Here is a 16,757-nt window from a genome sequence, read left to right as displayed (position 1 = left end):
CGCGTCTTTTCAGGCAGTATAGGGGACACACTTTGTGTTCCCTATTTTTAAAACTATATTTACAAACCTTTTTTTCTCTTGCATAATAGAAAACGGCAATGTTTACACTTGGAGGTTATCATGGAAAAACCAAAATACAAACGTATCGTATTAAAGCTTAGCGGAGAAGCATTGGCAGGAGAACAGGGAAACGGAATTAACCCAACTGTCATTCAATCCATTGCAAAGCAAGTGAAAGAAATCGCTGAGCTTGAAGTCGAAGTGGCTGTTGTAGTAGGCGGAGGCAACTTATGGCGCGGAAAAACAGGAAGTGACCTGGGCATGGACCGTGCAACTGCTGACTATATGGGAATGCTGGCGACAGTTATGAATTCGCTTGCTCTTCAAGACAGCTTGGAAACACTCGGAATCCAGTCCAGAGTGCAAACATCCATTGAAATGAGACAAGTTGCTGAACCGTACATAAGAAGAAAAGCGATACGCCACTTAGAGAAAAAACGTGTCGTTATTTTCGCTGCGGGCACAGGAAACCCATATTTCTCAACTGATACGACAGCTGCACTGCGCGCTGCTGAAATTGAAGCAGACGTTATTTTAATGGCGAAAAATAATGTTGACGGTGTGTATAATGCTGATCCTAGAAAAGATGAAACAGCTGTTAAGTATGAATCACTTTCTTATCTTGACGTTCTAAAAGACGGCCTGGAAGTCATGGATTCAACAGCATCATCTTTATGTATGGATAATGACATTCCGCTTATCGTCTTTTCTATTATGGAAGAAGGAAATATCAAACGCGCCGTTATCGGTGAATCAATCGGAACGATCGTGAGGGGGAAATAACGTGTCAAAAGAAGTATTAACTCAAACAAAAGAAAAAATGGAAAAAGCAATTGCTGCTTATCAGCGCGAATTGGCTACTGTACGTGCAGGCCGTGCCAATCCATCTTTATTAGATAAAGTAACGGTTGAATATTACGGAGCACAGACACCTTTAAATCAGCTGTCTTCTATTAACGTGCCTGAAGCTCGTATGCTTGTGGTAACGCCTTATGACAAAACAGCTATTGGTGATATCGAAAAAGCGATTTTAAAGGCTGACTTAGGCGTAACGCCGACAAGTGACGGGAATATGATCCGAATTGCAATTCCTGCGCTGACAGAGGAAAGACGGAAAGAATTAGTCAAAGTTGTAAAAAAATATGCTGAAGAAGCGAAAGTAGCTGTCCGAAATGTACGCCGCGATGCGAACGATGATCTCAAAAAGCTTGAGAAAAACGGAGACATTACTGAGGATGAACTGCGTGCTTCCACTGAAGACGTTCAAAAACTGACAGATGAATATGTGTCAAAAATTGACGGTGTCACAAAAGACAAAGAAAAAGAAATCATGGAAGTTTAATGAAAAACTATGTACAATAGATAATAGTGAAAAGACCCTCTCATGTTTACAGGGGGTTTTTTTGTTAATACTGTTGATTATCAGCAGGGAATGCAACCTTTTTGGGTGACGGAGGAATCTCATGCTCAACATACTCAAAAATTGGAAGAATCAGCAAACTGCGGCTTCCAACTTAGAACGTTATACAAAAGAAGACATACTTAAGGGAGAAATTCCCGAACACATCGCCATTATTATGGATGGAAATGGCCGTTGGGCTAAAAAACGCTCTCTTCCCCGAATTGCAGGCCACCATGAGGGGATGAAGGTGGTAAAAAGGACAACGAAGCTTGCGAACGAACTAGGTGTCAAAGTACTGACATTGTATGCATTTTCAACAGAAAACTGGAAGAGGCCGAAAATGGAAGTCGATTTTTTAATGAAGCTTCCGGAAGAATTTTTAAATACGTACCTTCCAGAGCTTATTGAGGAAAATGTACAGGTTCGGATCATAGGAGATGAAACGGCTCTGCCGGCGCACACCTTACGTGCAATTGAAAAGGCTGTACAGGATACGGCGCAAAACGACGGAATGATCCTTAATTTTGCTCTCAATTATGGAGGCCGTACTGAAATTGTCACTGCTGCAAAATCGCTCGCGGAAAAAGTGAAGGAAGGGTCTTTGAATATTGAAGACATTGATGAATCTCTTTTTTCTAATTATTTAATGACTGAATCTTTGCAGGATCCTGAACTTTTAATTCGAACGAGCGGGGAGATCAGACTGAGTAATTTTATGCTATGGCAGGTTGCCTACAGCGAATTTGTCTTTACTGACGTCCTGTGGCCTGACTTTAAAGAAAATCACTTCTTAGAGGCGTTAGGAGAGTATCAGCGAAGGGGCCGGAGGTTTGGCGGAATTTAGAGGATGGTGGACATGAAACAAAGAATTTTGACAGGTGTTCTGGCAGCAATTGTATTTTTATTTTTGGTTATTGTCGGGAAATTGCCGTTCACCATATTAGTTTATGCTATGGGCAGTGTAGCGCTTTTTGAACTATTACGGATGAAAAAGCTGAGAATGATTTCACTGCCAGGTTTGATCGGTCTTTTATTATTGTGGATGTTCTTATTGCCAAGCCAGTATTCGTTTTTAGAGGCGGACGGTATTTCAAAAGTGGAAGTCGCTTTGTTTGCGGTACTGCTTTTGCTGACTTACACAGTGTTGGTGAAAAACACCTTTACTTTTGATGAAGTCGGGTTTATTACGCTTGCAGCAATTTACATTGGAATGTGTTTTCATTATTTTATAGAAATCAGAAATCTTGACCAATCTGGGTTAACATACATTTTTTACGCGTGTGTTGTGATTTGGTCTACTGATTCCGGTGCATATTTTGTCGGGAAAGCGCTGGGTAAGCGAAAACTGTGGCCTGAAATCAGTCCGAATAAAACAGTGGAAGGATTCGCAGGCGGAATTGTCATCGCACTTGTACTTGCGACGATTTTTCAACTTGTTGTACATCTTCCGATCCCGTATATCTATCTGCTGTTGATCACACTGTTTTTATCCATTTTCGGACAACTTGGAGATTTAGTGGAATCCGCCTTGAAAAGACATTACGATGTTAAGGATTCTGGGAATATTCTCCCGGGTCATGGCGGTATCTTGGACCGTTTTGACAGTTTCTTGTTTGTCATGCCTTTCTTGTACTTTCTGCTTGCCCTTTTTTCATAAAAAAGTCTAATATGAATATGAGAATGATTATGCAGCAAAAAGAATAGGAGTCGTGGCACTTTGAAAAATATTTGTCTTTTAGGAGCAACAGGATCGATCGGCGAACAGACGCTTGACGTATTGCGTACGCATCAAGATCAATTTCAGCTGGTATCTATGTCGTTTGGCAGAAATATTGATAAGGCTGTTCCGATGATAGAGGCTTTTCAGCCGAAGTTTGTCTCTGTCGGTGATCTGGATACATATCATAAATTAAAACAAGTTTCTTTTTCATTTGATTGCCAAATCGGGCTTGGAGAAGAAGGCCTGATTGAAGCGGCAGTTATGGAGGAAGTCGATGTTGTTGTCAATGCCTTGCTCGGAAGCGTCGGTCTTATCCCGACGTTAAAGGCAATTGAACAGAAAAAAACAATTGCGCTTGCAAATAAGGAAACTCTTGTCACTGCCGGGCATATAGTTAAAGAACATGCTAAGAAATACGATGTTCCGCTGCTGCCTGTTGACAGTGAGCATTCGGCAATATTTCAAGCACTCCAAGGCGAACAGGCAAAAAATATTGAACGCCTCATCATTACAGCCTCCGGCGGAAGCTTTCGGGACAAGACGCGGGAGGAGCTCGAATCAGTAACAGTTGAGGACGCATTAAAACATCCGAATTGGTCAATGGGTGCAAAAATTACGATCGATTCGGCTACAATGATGAATAAGGGATTAGAGGTGATCGAGGCACATTGGCTTTTCGATATCCCATATGAACAAATTGATGTGGTTTTACATAAGGAGAGCATCATCCATTCAATGGTTGAGTTTCATGACAAAAGTGTGATCGCACAGCTTGGAACTCCTGATATGAGGGTTCCAATTCAATATGCCCTAACCTATCCTGACCGGTTGCCATTACCAGATGCCAAAAGGCTTGAATTATGGGAAATCGGCTGCCTTCATTTTGAGAAAGCTGATTTTGACAGGTTCCGATGCTTACAATTTGCGTTTGAATCAGGTAAAATGGGAGGAACAATGCCGACAGTGCTAAATGCAGCAAATGAAGTAGCTGTCGCTGCCTTTTTAGCCGGTAAGATACCGTTTTTGGCTATTGAAGACTGTATCGAAAAGGCACTATCCCGCCATCAGGTAATGAACAAACCGAACCTGGCGGACATTCAAGAAGTGGACAAAGATACCCGGGGATACGTCAATTCAATACTCACATAAGGTGGTATGTTCGTGAATACAGTTATAGCGTTTATTATTATTTTCGGAACGCTCGTTTTCTTCCATGAACTGGGTCATTTATTGCTAGCCCAAAGAGCGGGAATTCTCTGCCGTGAATTTGCGATCGGATTCGGTCCGAAGATTTTTTCTTTCAAAAAAAATGAAACAGTTTATACCATCAGGCTGCTTCCGGTCGGCGGATTTGTCCGTATGGCCGGCGAAGATCCGGAAATGATTGAGGTAAAACCCGGTTACACGGTCGGGCTTCTGTTTAATAAAGACGATCAAGTTGAGAAAGTCATCATCAATCAAAAGGAAAAATACCCGGATGCTTTAGTCATTGAAGTAGAAACTGCGGATTTAGAGCATGACATGAAGATCACCGGCTATGAACAGGGGAAAGAAGATGAACTTTCCAGCTTTGCTGTCAGTGAAACATCCTTTTTCATTGTAGACGGAGAAGAAGTGCAGATTGCGCCGTATAATCGCCAATTTGGTTCCAAACCTGTGTGGCAGCGAATTAAAGCGATTGCTGCAGGGCCGATTATGAACTTTATTTTAGCTTACGTTATTTTAGTGATGCTTGGGCTGATTCAAGGCGTGCCGTCAAATGAGCCTGTGCTCGGGCAGCTGACTGACAATGGACGGGCGGCCGAAGCGGGGCTAAAAGAAGGGGACTATATTCAAAGCATTAACGGAGAGAAAATGAGGTCTTGGACGGACATTGTCTCTTCTGTAAAAGAAAATCCGGAAAAAGAAATGGACGTTGCAGTAAAAAGAGATAACAAAACGCTTCATATTTCAGTGACTCCGGAAGCTGTTAAAGATGAGAACAAAAAAACAATCGGGCGTTTCGGTTCCTATGCGCCGACTGAAAAAGGCGTTCTCTCAGCAGTTGCTTACGGCGCGACCTCAACAGTTGATGTCACTAAAGCCATTTTAACCAACTTAAGCAAATTAGTAACAGGCCAATTTAAAATTGATATGTTGTCAGGTCCTGTCGGCATATATGACATGACAGACCAGGTGGCGAAAACAGGGTTAGTGAATTTATTCCAGTTTGCTGCATTTTTAAGCATTAACCTTGGGATTGTCAACCTGCTTCCGATTCCGGCGCTTGACGGAGGAAGGTTGTTATTTCTATTTATTGAAGCGATTCGGGGCAAACCGATTAACAGGGAAAAAGAAGCATTTGTTGTGTTTATCGGAGTAGCTTTCTTAATGCTTCTTATGCTGGTTGTCACATGGAACGATATCCAGCGGCTGTTCTTGTAAACGAAAAGTAAATCAATCAGAGGTGCGAAGAAATGAGACAAAGCTTGACGCTTATTCCTACGCTCCGTGAAGTTCCAGCTGATGCCGAAGCAAAAAGCCATCAGCTTCTTCTGAGAGCAGGGTTTATCAGACAGAATACGAGCGGGGTATACAGCTATATGCCTCTTGCGTATAAAGTGATTCAAAACATTCAGCAGATTGTTCGTGAAGAAATGGAGAAAATAGATGCCGTGGAAATGCTTATGCCCGCATTGCAGCAGGCTGAGACATGGCAGGAATCAGGCAGATGGTATACGTATGGTCCTGAACTGATGAGACTAAAAGACCGTCATGGCCGTGAATTTGCTTTAGGGGCAACGCATGAAGAAGTTATCACTTCACTTGTTCGCGATGAGGTTAAATCTTATAAGCGTCTCCCTCTGACTCTGTATCAAATTCAGTCTAAGTTCAGAGATGAAAAACGTCCCCGCTTCGGTTTGTTAAGAGGACGCGAATTTATTATGAAGGATGCGTATTCTTTCCATGCATCTGAAGAGAGCTTGGATAATACGTATCAAAAAATGTACGAGGCTTATTCTAATATTTTTGCCCGTTGTGGCATTAATGTAAGACCTGTCATCGCCGATTCAGGCGCAATGGGAGGAAAGGATACGCACGAGTTTATGGCACTTTCTGCAATCGGAGAGGATACGATTGCATATTCTGATGAATCACAGTATGCGGCTAATATCGAAATGGCTGAAGTTCTTTATCAAGAAGTCCCTTCTGATGAAGAGCCTCAAACTTTAGAGAAAGTCCACACGCCTAACGTGAAAACAATCGAAGAACTGACTGCGTATTTACAGGTTTCCGCTGAAGCCTGCATGAAGTCAGTGCTGTTTAAAGCAGATGACCGTTTCGTCTTAGTGCTTGTAAGAGGGGACCATGAAGTTAACGAGATTAAAGTGAAAAACTTGCTTCATGCAGAAGTTATGGAGCTTGCCTCACATGAAGAGGTTATTCAGCAGCTTGGAACAGAACCGGGTTTTGTCGGCCCTGTCGGTGTCAAACAAGATGTTGAAGTATATGCCGATCATGCTGTGAAAGCAATGGTCAATGCTGTTGCCGGTGCAAATGAAGGAGATCATCATTATAAAAATGTCAACGTAAATCGTGACGCGCAAATTAAAGAATTTGCTGATCTTCGTTTTATTAAAGAGGGTGATCCTTCACCAGACGGCAAAGGTACAATCCGTTTTGCAGAAGGAATCGAAGTCGGACAAGTCTTTAAGCTTGGAACACGCTATTCAGAGGCGATGAATGCGACATACTTAGATGAAAACGGTCGCGCGCAGCCAATGCTGATGGGCTGTTACGGAATCGGTGTGTCAAGAACGCTTTCTGCTATTGCTGAACAGCACCACGACGATAAAGGATTGATATGGCCAAAAAGCGTTGCGCCGTACGATCTTCATATTCTTGCTTTGAACGTGAAAAACGATGGGCAAAGAGAGCTTGCTGAAAAGCTGTATGCCGATTTAAAAGCGGAAGGCTATGGAGTGCTCTATGATGATCGTGCTGAGCGCGCCGGTGTAAAATTCGCTGATTCAGATCTCATCGGCCTTCCAATCCGCATTACTGTCGGAAAACGTGCGGACGAAGGAATTGTCGAAGTGAAAATCCGTAAAACGGGTGAATCAACTGAAATTTCAGCAGACGAACTATCTGCTTTTATCAGCAAGCAGTAATCACCATAACGATTTATTAAAAAACATGTTAAAATAGAAATAATAGAAGGTACCTCATTTGCCTGAGGTACCTTCACTTATGAAGTTTTTAGGGAGGGGTACTGTCTTAATGGAACAGTTATCAGTAAACAGAAGGCAGTTTCAAATTCTTCTGCAGCAGATTAATATGACAGATGATACCTTCATGACATACTTTGAAGATGGCGAGATTAAAAAGTTGGCGATACACAAAGCGTCTAAGTCTTGGCATTTTCATTTTCAATTTAAATCTTTGCTGCCTTTTCAAATATATGACACATTAACAACGAGGCTGACGCAATCGTTTGCCCACATAGCAAAAGTGACATCTTCAATCGAAGTGCAAGATGCCGAGGTTAGCGAAAGTCTAGTACAAGATTACTGGTCACGCTGTATTGAGGAACTGCAAGGCATTTCACCGCCGATTATCAGTCTTTTAAACCAGCAAAAACCGAAATTGAAAGGCAATAAACTGATTGTCAAAACAAAAACGGACACGGAAGCGGCTGCTCTTAAGAACAAATATAGTTCTATGATTCAAGCCGGATACCGTCAATTTGGTTTCCCGGACCTTCAGCTTGATGCCGAAATCTTTGTATCCGAGCAAGAAGTTCAAAAGTTTCGGGAGCAAAAGCTTGCGGAAGACCAAGAGCGGGCCATGCAGGCACTGATTGAAATGGAGAAGAAAGATCAAGAAAGTGATGAAGATCAAATACCATCTGGGCCTCTTGTCATCGGTTATCAAATTAAAGATAACGAAGAAATCCGGACACTTGACAGCATCATGGACGAAGAACGGAGAATTACGGTCCAGGGTTACGTGTTTGATGTGGAGACACGAGAGCTGAAAAGCGGGCGTACGCTGTGTATCTTCAAAATTACAGACTACACAAATAGTATTTTAATCAAAATGTTTGCACGTGAAAAAGAAGATGCGGCGCTGATGAAGTCTCTGAAAAAAGGAATGTGGGTAAAAGCACGCGGCAGCATTCAAAATGACACTTTTGTCAGAGATCTCGTCATGATCGCAAATGACGTAAACGAAATGAAAGCAAAAGCCCGTGAAGATTCTGCATCTGAAGGAGAAAAAAGAGTGGAATTGCATTTGCATTCCCCAATGAGCCAAATGGATGCTGTTACGGGTGTCGGAAAACTTGTCGAACAGGCAAAAAAATGGGGGCATGAGGCCATCGCTTTGACTGACCATGCTGTCGTTCAATCCTTCCCTGATGCGTATTCTGCCGCAAAAAAGCATGGAATTAAAATGATTTACGGGATGGAAGCGAATCTTGTTGATGATGGCGTGCCAATTGCTTATAATGCTGCACATCGGCTGCTTGAGGAAGAAACATATGTTGTTTTTGACGTCGAGACAACAGGACTGTCTGCTGTATACGATACCATTATTGAGCTGGCTGCAGTAAAAGTAAAAGGCGGAGAAATTATTGATAAATTTGAGGCGTTTGCGAACCCGCATCGTCCGCTTTCAGCCACAATCATAGAGCTGACCGGCATCACCGATGATATGCTTCGCGACGCTCCTGATGTCGTAGATGTAATAAGAGATTTCAGAGAATGGATCGGCGATGATATCCTTGTCGCTCACAATGCGAGTTTTGATATGGGATTCTTAAACGTAGCTTATAAAAGGCTTCTTGAAGTCGAAAAAGCTAAAAACCCAGTCATTGATACGCTTGAGCTTGGCCGTTTTCTCTATCCGGAATTTAAGAACCACCGTTTGAACACACTTTGTAAAAAGTTTGATATCGAACTGACACAGCATCACCGTGCGATCTACGATACTGAGGCGACGGCTTATTTGCTCCTGAAAATGCTGAAGGACGCGGCTGAAAAAGGCATTCAGTACCATGATGAGTTAAATGAAAATATGGGTCAGTCCAACGCTTATCAAAGATCGAGACCTTATCACGCAACATTACTTGCTGTGAACAGCACGGGTCTTAAAAATTTATTTAAGCTTGTGTCACTCTCTCATATCCATTATTTTTACAGAGTGCCTCGTATCCCGAGATCTCAGCTTGAGAAATATAGGGAAGGGCTTCTGATCGGTTCAGCCTGTGACAGGGGAGAGGTTTTTGAAGGAATGATGCAAAAATCGCCTGAAGAGGTGGAAGATGTCGCGTCATTCTATGATTATCTTGAGGTTCAGCCGCCTGAAGTGTACCGTCACTTGCTAGAGCTTGAACTGGTCCGCGATGAAAAATCGCTTAAAGAAATTATTGCGAATATCACGAAACTGGGTGAAAAGCTAAATAAACCGGTTGTTGCTACGGGAAATGTTCATTACTTGAATGACGAGGATAAAATCTACAGAAAGATTTTAGTATCCTCTCAAGGCGGGGCAAATCCGCTGAACAGACATGAACTGCCGAAAGTGCATTTCAGAACGACAGACGAAATGCTTGAAGCATTTTCTTTCTTAGGCGAAGAAAAAGCGAAGGAAATCGTTGTCGCCAATACCCAAAAGGTTGCTTCTTTAATCGATGACATCAAGCCAATTAAAGATGATTTGTATACACCGAAAATCGAAGGCGCTGATGAAGAGATCAGAGAAATGAGCTATCAGCGTGCAAGAAGCATTTACGGCGAAGAGCTGCCTGAAATTGTGGAAGCGCGGATTGAAAAAGAATTAAAAAGTATCATTGGCCATGGCTTCGCTGTTATTTATTTGATCTCTCACAAACTTGTAAAACGTTCACTAGATGACGGATATCTCGTAGGTTCCCGTGGTTCCGTAGGCTCCTCATTAGTTGCGACGCTTACTGAGATCACTGAGGTCAACCCGCTGCCGCCGCATTATGTATGCTCTGAGTGCCAGCATTCTGAGTTCTTTAATGACGGGTCTGTCGGTTCCGGTTTTGACCTGCCTGACAAGATATGCCCTCATTGCGGAACGCCTTTGAAAAAAGACGGCCATGATATTCCGTTTGAAACATTCTTAGGATTTAAAGGGGACAAAGTACCTGATATCGATTTAAACTTTTCAGGGGAATATCAGCCGCACGCACACAATTACACAAAAGTATTGTTCGGAGAAGACAATGTATATCGTGCGGGAACGATAGGAACAGTTGCAGAAAAAACAGCTTACGGATATGTAAAAGGCTATGCCGGGGACCACAATCTCCACATGCGCGGGGCCGAAATAGATCGGCTCGTACAGGGATGTACAGGTGTTAAACGTACGACCGGACAGCACCCTGGGGGTATTATCGTTGTCCCGGATTATATGGACATTTATGATTTTTCACCAATTCAGTTCCCGGCGGATGCCACAGGTTCAGAGTGGAAAACCACTCATTTTGATTTCCACTCCATCCATGACAACCTGTTAAAACTCGATATTCTCGGACACGATGACCCGACCGTTATTCGGATGCTTCAAGACTTAAGCGGAATTGATCCGAAAACCATTCCAACAGATGATCCTGAAGTGATGAAAATCTTCCAGGGAACCGAATCACTCGGTGTTACAGAAGAACAGATCGGCTGTAAAACGGGTACCCTGGGAATTCCTGAATTCGGAACCCGATTTGTGCGGCAGATGCTTGAAGATACAAAGCCGACAACTTTTTCCGAGCTCGTTCAGATTTCAGGCTTATCTCACGGAACTGATGTATGGCTCGGCAATGCACAAGAGCTCATCCACAATAATATTTGTGAACTGAGTGAGGTTATCGGCTGCCGTGATGACATTATGGTTTATTTAATCTATCAAGGCCTTGAGCCATCCCTTGCCTTTAAAATTATGGAATTTGTGCGTAAAGGGAAAGGATTAACGCCTGAATGGGAAGAAGAAATGAAAAATAACAATGTCCCGGACTGGTATATTGATTCTTGTAAAAAGATTAAATACATGTTCCCGAAAGCCCACGCCGCGGCTTATGTATTAATGGCGGTCCGCATCGCTTACTTTAAAGTGCATCACGCGCTTTTGTATTATGCGGCTTATTTTACCGTTCGTGCAGACGACTTTGATATCGATACAATGATCAAGGGTTCTACAGCAATCAAAGCCGTAATGGAGGATATTAACGCTAAAGGGCTTGATGCTTCACCGAAGGAAAAAAACCTTCTCACTGTGTTAGAATTAGCGCTTGAAATGTGTGAGAGAGGCTATACATTCCAAAAAGTCGATTTATATCGCTCCAGCGCTGCAGAGTTTATTATAGACGGCAACAGCCTTATCCCGCCGTTTAACTCCATTCCTGGATTAGGAACGAACGCTGCTCTGAATATTGTAAAGGCTCGTGAAGAAGGCGAATTCCTCTCTAAAGAAGATTTGCAAAAGAGAGGGAAAGTGTCAAAAACGATTTTAGAGTATTTAGATCGCCATGGCTGTCTGGAATCACTGCCTGATCAAAACCAATTGTCACTGTTTTAATATAGAAGCAGAATTTCTCAGGAAATTCTGCTTCTATGCATACATAAGCGCAAAAAGTGACATTGTAACATTAGAGTCTCTGTCATTTGCTTAGGTGAAGGTAAGTGTATATCCATTTGCAATAAAAATATGGTTATGGTATAGTTTTATTGGAAATGCTAACGATTACCGAGGCAAAGAGTGGGGAAACCCGCTCTTTTGTATTGAACAGGAGAATTTTGTCTCGACATGTTCATCGTTTACTTTTAAGCCCCTGCTCTTTTGAAGCAGGGTTTTTATGCAGAGTGACGAGACGAACATGAGATCGACAGCACAAGGAGGAAGAACATGAGCAAAAAAGTGACTGACACCGTTCAAGAGATGGCTCAGCCAATCGTAGACAGCCTTCAGCTGGAACTCGTTGACATTGAATTTGTCAAAGAGGGTCAAAGCTGGTTCCTTCGCGTGTTTATTGATTCCGATGACGGTGTGGATATTGAGGAATGTGCCAAAGTAAGCGAAGCTTTAAGCGAAAAGCTTGATGAGGCAGACCCAATCAGCCAAAATTACTTTCTTGAAGTCTCATCTCCAGGAGCTGAGCGTCCGCTAAAGAAAAAAGCCGATTTTGAAAAATCACTTGGGAAAAATGTGTACATTAAGACGTATGAGCCTATTGATGGCGTAAAAGTGTTTGAAGGTGAACTGGCTGAATTTGATGGACAAACAGTGACAGTTGAGATCACGATCAAAACAAGAAAGAAACGGATCAATATTCCGTATGAAAAGATAGCTAATGCACGATTAGCTGTTACGTTCTAATGAATACAAATGCTTTAAGGGGGGAGACCGTTAAATGAGCAGTGAATTATTAGATGCTCTCACGATTCTTGAAAAAGAAAAAGGCATCAGTAAAGAAATTATCATTGAAGCAATTGAAGCTGCGTTAATTTCTGCTTATAAGCGGAATTTTAATCAAGCGCAAAATGTACGAGTGGATTTAAACCGTGAAACAGGCTCCATCCGTGTATTTGCAAGGAAAGATGTCGTTGACGAAGTATACGACCAAAGACTGGAGATCTCTATTGAAGAGGCGCAGGGCATCCATCCGGAATATATGGTCGGCGATGTTGTCGAAATCGAAGTAACGCCTAAGGATTTTGGGCGCATAGCTGCTCAAACAGCGAAGCAGGTCGTCACACAGCGTGTGCGCGAAGCTGAGCGCGGTGTGATTTATTCTGAATTTATCGACCGTGAAGAAGATATCATGACAGGTATCGTCCAGCGTCTGGACAATAAGTTTATCTACGTGTCTTTAGGCAAAATAGAAGCCTTGCTGCCGGTTAATGAGCAAATGCCAAATGAAAGCTACAGGCCTCATGACCGCATTAAGGTATTTATCACAAAAGTTGAAAAAACGACGAAGGGCCCGCAGATTTATGTGTCAAGAACACACCCAGGCCTGTTAAAGCGTTTGTTTGAAATCGAAGTGCCTGAAATTTATGATGGAACTGTCGAGCTGAAATCTGTAGCCAGAGAAGCCGGCGACCGTTCAAAAATTTCGGTCCGCACAGACGACCCTGACGTGGATCCTGTCGGCTCATGCGTAGGCCCTAAAGGCCAGCGTGTTCAGGCGATCGTCAATGAATTAAAAGGTGAAAAAATTGACATTGTCAACTGGTCCAGTGATCCTGTAGAATTTGTCGCAAATGCACTCAGTCCTTCGAAAGTGCTAGAAGTCATCGTTAATGAGGAAGAAAAAGCGACAACTGTTATTGTCCCTGATTACCAGCTGTCTCTGGCGATTGGCAAAAGAGGACAAAACGCACGCTTAGCTGCTAAACTGACAGGCTGGAAGATTGATATTAAGAGCGAAACGGACGCAAGAGAACTTGGAATCTATCCGAGAGAACTTGAAGCAGACGACGATGAGCCGCTCTTTACGGAGCCTGAAACTGCTGAAACGGATGAATAAGAGGTGGCCTTAGGTGAATAAACACAAGAAGATCCCGTTACGCAAATGTGTAGTGACTGGTGAAATGAAGCCTAAAAAAGAATTGATCCGAGTTGTACGTTCGAAAGAAGGCGAAATCTCAGTAGACCCGACCGGAAAGAAGAACGGGCGGGGTGCTTATTTAACGCTGGATAAAGAGTGCATTTTAGCAGCAAAAAAGAAAAACACTTTGCAAAATCAATTTCAATCACAAATCGATGACCAGATTTTCGAAGAATTGCTAGAGCTGGCGGAAAAGGTGAAAAAATAAAATGTCTGGAATGGAATGGTTTCCCTTGCTGGGTCTGGCCAATCGAGCTCGTAAGGTCGTGTCAGGCGAGGACTTGGTAATTAAAGAAATCAGGAATGCGCGTGCAAAGCTTGTCCTGCTTACAGAGGATGCATCATCTAACACAACGAAAAAAGTAACCGACAAGTGCAGCTATTATAAAGTCCCTTATAAAAAAGTCGAAAATCGCGCGGTTCTTGGACGCTCTATCGGTAAAGAATCCCGTGTCGTTGTCGCCGTCACTGACCAAGGTTTTGCGAATAAGCTGATCAGCTTGCTCGATTAATATTTTTGGGGGTGAACGAATGGCTAAAATGAGAGTATACGAATATGCAAAAGCATTAAATGTTTCAAGTAAGGAAATTTTGACCGCACTGAAAAACATGAATTTAGAAGTGAATAATCACATGGCCATGCTTGAAGAAAAGGCTATTAAACAGCTTGATGCCAAATATAAAAAAGGCGGCGCAGCCGTTAAATCTCAAAAGCCTGCAGAAACGAACAAAAACAAACAGACGCAAGGGGTTAATCAGCAATCTGCTGGAAATCAACCAAATAAAATTCGAGACGGAAAGAAGAATGACGTGCAGAATAATCAATTTAACAAAAACAAGAAGAATAACAACAACAAAAAAAATAAACGCAACAACAACAATAAGAATCAATATCAGCAAAAGCCTGTAAAGCCGAAAAAAGAGCTTCCTGAGAAAATTACATTCTCCGGCACTTTAACAGTCGGCGCATTGGCTGAGGAGCTTGGCAAAGAGCCTTCAGAACTCATTAAAAAGCTGATGCTTCTTGGCGTAATGGCAACCATTAACCAAGAGCTTGATAAAGATACAATCGAACTCATTGCATCAGAATATGGTGTAGAAACAGAAGAAGTCATTGTGCTTGAAGAAACAGAACTGGAAAAATATGAAGAGCCCGATAAAGAAGAGGATCTTGAAATTCGTCCTCCTGTCGTGACAATCATGGGTCACGTTGACCATGGAAAAACGACGCTTCTTGACAGCATCCGTAAAACGAAGGTTGTTGAAGGAGAAGCAGGCGGAATCACCCAGCATATCGGTGCTTACCAAATTGAAGAGAACGGCAAGAAAATTACGTTCTTGGATACTCCGGGCCATGCCGCATTTACGACAATGCGTGCACGCGGTGCAGAAGTAACTGATATTACGATTCTCGTTGTGGCTGCAGATGACGGTGTAATGCCGCAAACCGTAGAAGCGATTAACCATGCAAAAGCAGCTGAGGTTCCAATTATCGTTGCTGTGAATAAAGTTGATAAAGAATCCGCAAATCCTGACCGTGTGATGCAAGAACTGACGGAATACGGACTTGTCCCTGAAGCTTGGGGCGGAGAAACCATTTTTGTTCCGCTTTCTGCTTTAACTGGAAAAGGCATTGATGAACTTGTTGAAATGATTTTGCTTGTCAGTGAAGTAGAGGAACTCAAAGCGAATCCGAACCGCCATGCAAAAGGAACGGTTATTGAAGCGGAACTTGATAAAGGCAGAGGGTCAGTTGCGACATTGCTCGTACAGACTGGTACATTGAATGTCGGTGATCCTATCGTAGTCGGCAATACATTTGGCCGTGTCCGTGCCATGGTCAACGATATTGGACGCCGTGTAAAAACTGCCGGCCCGTCAACTCCGGTTGAAATTACCGGTTTGAACGATGTCCCTCAAGCTGGAGACCAATTCCTTGTCTTTAAGGATGAAAAAACAGCTCGTTCTGTCGGGGAAGCCCGTGCTTCGAAACAGCTTGAAGAGCAGCGCAGCGATAAAGCGAAACTCAGTCTTGATGATTTATTCGAGCAAATTAAACAAGGTGATGTAAAAGATATTAACCTCATCGTAAAAGCTGATGTTCAAGGATCTGCTGAAGCCTTAACAGCCGCACTTCAAAAAATTGAAGTAGAAGGCGTTAAAGTGAAAATCATCCACACAGGCGTTGGTGCAATTACTGAATCTGACATTATCTTGGCATCTGCTTCCAATGCAATAGTTATCGGGTTTAATGTGAGACCGGACGGAAATGCTAAGAGTACGGCTGAAGCTGAAAATGTAGATATTCGTCTTCACCGTATCATTTACAAAGTAATCGACGAGATTGAAGCTGCCATGAAAGGTATGCTTGATCCTGAATATGAAGAAAAAGTAATTGGCCAAGTAGAAGTACGCCAAACATTCAAAGTATCTAAAATAGGTACAATTGCCGGCGGATATGTTACTGAAGGAACCATTACGCGCGACAGCGGCCTCCGTTTAATTCGTGACGGCGTCGTCATCTTCGAAGGCGAAGTAGACGTTTTGAAACGTTTTAAAGACGATGTGAAAGAAGTTTCACAAGGCTATGAATGTGGTATTACAATTAAGAAATACAATGACATTCGCGAAGGTGACATCCTGGAAGCTTATGTCATGCAAGAAATTGAAAGAAAGTGATCGGATTTGCGGAATGTGAATGCATCATTTATGATGCAGGATCGCTAAAAGAAAAGCGTGCCGTTCTGAAGCGGGTTTTAACCAGGGTTCAAAACAAGTTCAATGTTTCGATTTCGGAGATTGACTATCAGGACACATGGCAAAGGACCAGCTTCGGAATCGCCGCTGTTTCTTCCTCTCGCGTTCAAACAGAAAAAGAGCTACAGCGCGTCCTAGCGTTTATCGATTCTTTTCCTGAGATTGAACGGACGATCACTAGGACAGAGTGGTTTTAACTTAGAGGTGATTGA

Annotated in this window: 14 protein-coding genes; all 14 read left to right on the top strand. The window is 42.7% G+C overall.

The window, feature by feature from the left end:
- Positions 1-120 precede the first annotated feature (120 nt).
- Positions 121-843, top strand: a complete 723-nt coding sequence (pyrH, locus tag ACMX2I_RS12970; protein WP_039073977.1) for a UMP kinase — start codon at positions 121-123, stop codon at positions 841-843.
- Position 844: 1 nt separating this feature from the next.
- Positions 845-1,402 carry a ribosome recycling factor gene (gene frr, locus ACMX2I_RS12965; protein ID WP_087991625.1) on the top strand — a complete coding sequence of 186 codons (558 nt, stop codon included), beginning with the start codon at positions 845-847 and terminating at the stop codon, positions 1,400-1,402.
- 121 nt (positions 1,403-1,523) lie between these two features.
- On the top strand, positions 1,524-2,306 hold the full coding sequence (locus ACMX2I_RS12960) for an isoprenyl transferase (RefSeq protein WP_414957158.1): 783 nt from the start codon (positions 1,524-1,526) through the stop codon (positions 2,304-2,306).
- A gap of 3 nt (positions 2,307-2,309) precedes the next feature.
- Positions 2,310-3,119, top strand: coding sequence for a phosphatidate cytidylyltransferase (cdsA, locus tag ACMX2I_RS12955; protein WP_414957157.1), 810 nt, complete (start codon positions 2,310-2,312; stop codon positions 3,117-3,119).
- 60 nt (positions 3,120-3,179) lie between these two features.
- A complete protein-coding gene (dxr, locus tag ACMX2I_RS12950; protein ID WP_087991628.1) occupies positions 3,180-4,331 on the top strand; it encodes a 1-deoxy-D-xylulose-5-phosphate reductoisomerase in 1,152 nt (383 codons plus the stop codon).
- Positions 4,332-4,337: 6 nt separating this feature from the next.
- A complete protein-coding gene (rseP, locus tag ACMX2I_RS12945) occupies positions 4,338-5,606 on the top strand; it encodes an RIP metalloprotease RseP (protein ID WP_414957156.1) in 1,269 nt (422 codons plus the stop codon).
- A gap of 32 nt (positions 5,607-5,638) precedes the next feature.
- A complete protein-coding gene (gene proS, locus ACMX2I_RS12940) occupies positions 5,639-7,333 on the top strand; it encodes a proline--tRNA ligase (RefSeq protein ID WP_414957155.1) in 1,695 nt (564 codons plus the stop codon).
- Positions 7,334-7,442: 109 nt separating this feature from the next.
- Complete coding sequence (locus tag ACMX2I_RS12935; RefSeq protein WP_414957154.1) at positions 7,443-11,756, top strand: PolC-type DNA polymerase III; 4,314 nt, start codon at positions 7,443-7,445, stop codon at positions 11,754-11,756.
- Positions 11,757-12,083: 327 nt separating this feature from the next.
- Positions 12,084-12,554: a ribosome maturation factor RimP gene (gene rimP / locus ACMX2I_RS12930; RefSeq protein ID WP_003231915.1), complete on the top strand. Its 471-nt coding sequence runs from the start codon at positions 12,084-12,086 to the stop codon at positions 12,552-12,554.
- A 34-nt stretch (positions 12,555-12,588) separates the two neighbouring features.
- The gene (nusA, locus tag ACMX2I_RS12925; RefSeq protein WP_289347253.1) at positions 12,589-13,707 is read left to right on the top strand and encodes a transcription termination factor NusA; all 1,119 of its coding nucleotides are present in this window, start codon (positions 12,589-12,591) and stop codon (positions 13,705-13,707) included.
- 13 nt (positions 13,708-13,720) lie between these two features.
- Entirely contained in the window at positions 13,721-13,996 is a 276-nt protein-coding gene (gene rulR, locus ACMX2I_RS12920; protein ID WP_010334283.1) for a glucose-induced regulator RulR, read from the top strand.
- 1 nt (position 13,997) lies between these two features.
- On the top strand, positions 13,998-14,300 hold the full coding sequence (locus ACMX2I_RS12915; protein WP_414957153.1) for a YlxQ family RNA-binding protein: 303 nt from the start codon (positions 13,998-14,000) through the stop codon (positions 14,298-14,300).
- A gap of 19 nt (positions 14,301-14,319) precedes the next feature.
- Positions 14,320-16,467: a translation initiation factor IF-2 gene (gene infB, locus ACMX2I_RS12910; RefSeq protein WP_414957152.1), complete on the top strand. Its 2,148-nt coding sequence runs from the start codon at positions 14,320-14,322 to the stop codon at positions 16,465-16,467.
- Entirely contained in the window at positions 16,464-16,742 is a 279-nt protein-coding gene (locus ACMX2I_RS12905) for a DUF503 domain-containing protein (protein ID WP_010328005.1), read from the top strand. Before infB ends, ACMX2I_RS12905 begins: the two co-directional genes overlap by 4 nt.
- Positions 16,743-16,757: the final 15 nt, after the last annotated feature.

Source organism: Bacillus sp. SW14, assembly GCF_047608225.1.
GTDB classification, from domain to species: domain Bacteria; phylum Bacillota; class Bacilli; order Bacillales; family Bacillaceae; genus Bacillus; species Bacillus subtilis_G.
This window is presented reverse-complemented; position numbering and strand designations above follow the sequence as displayed.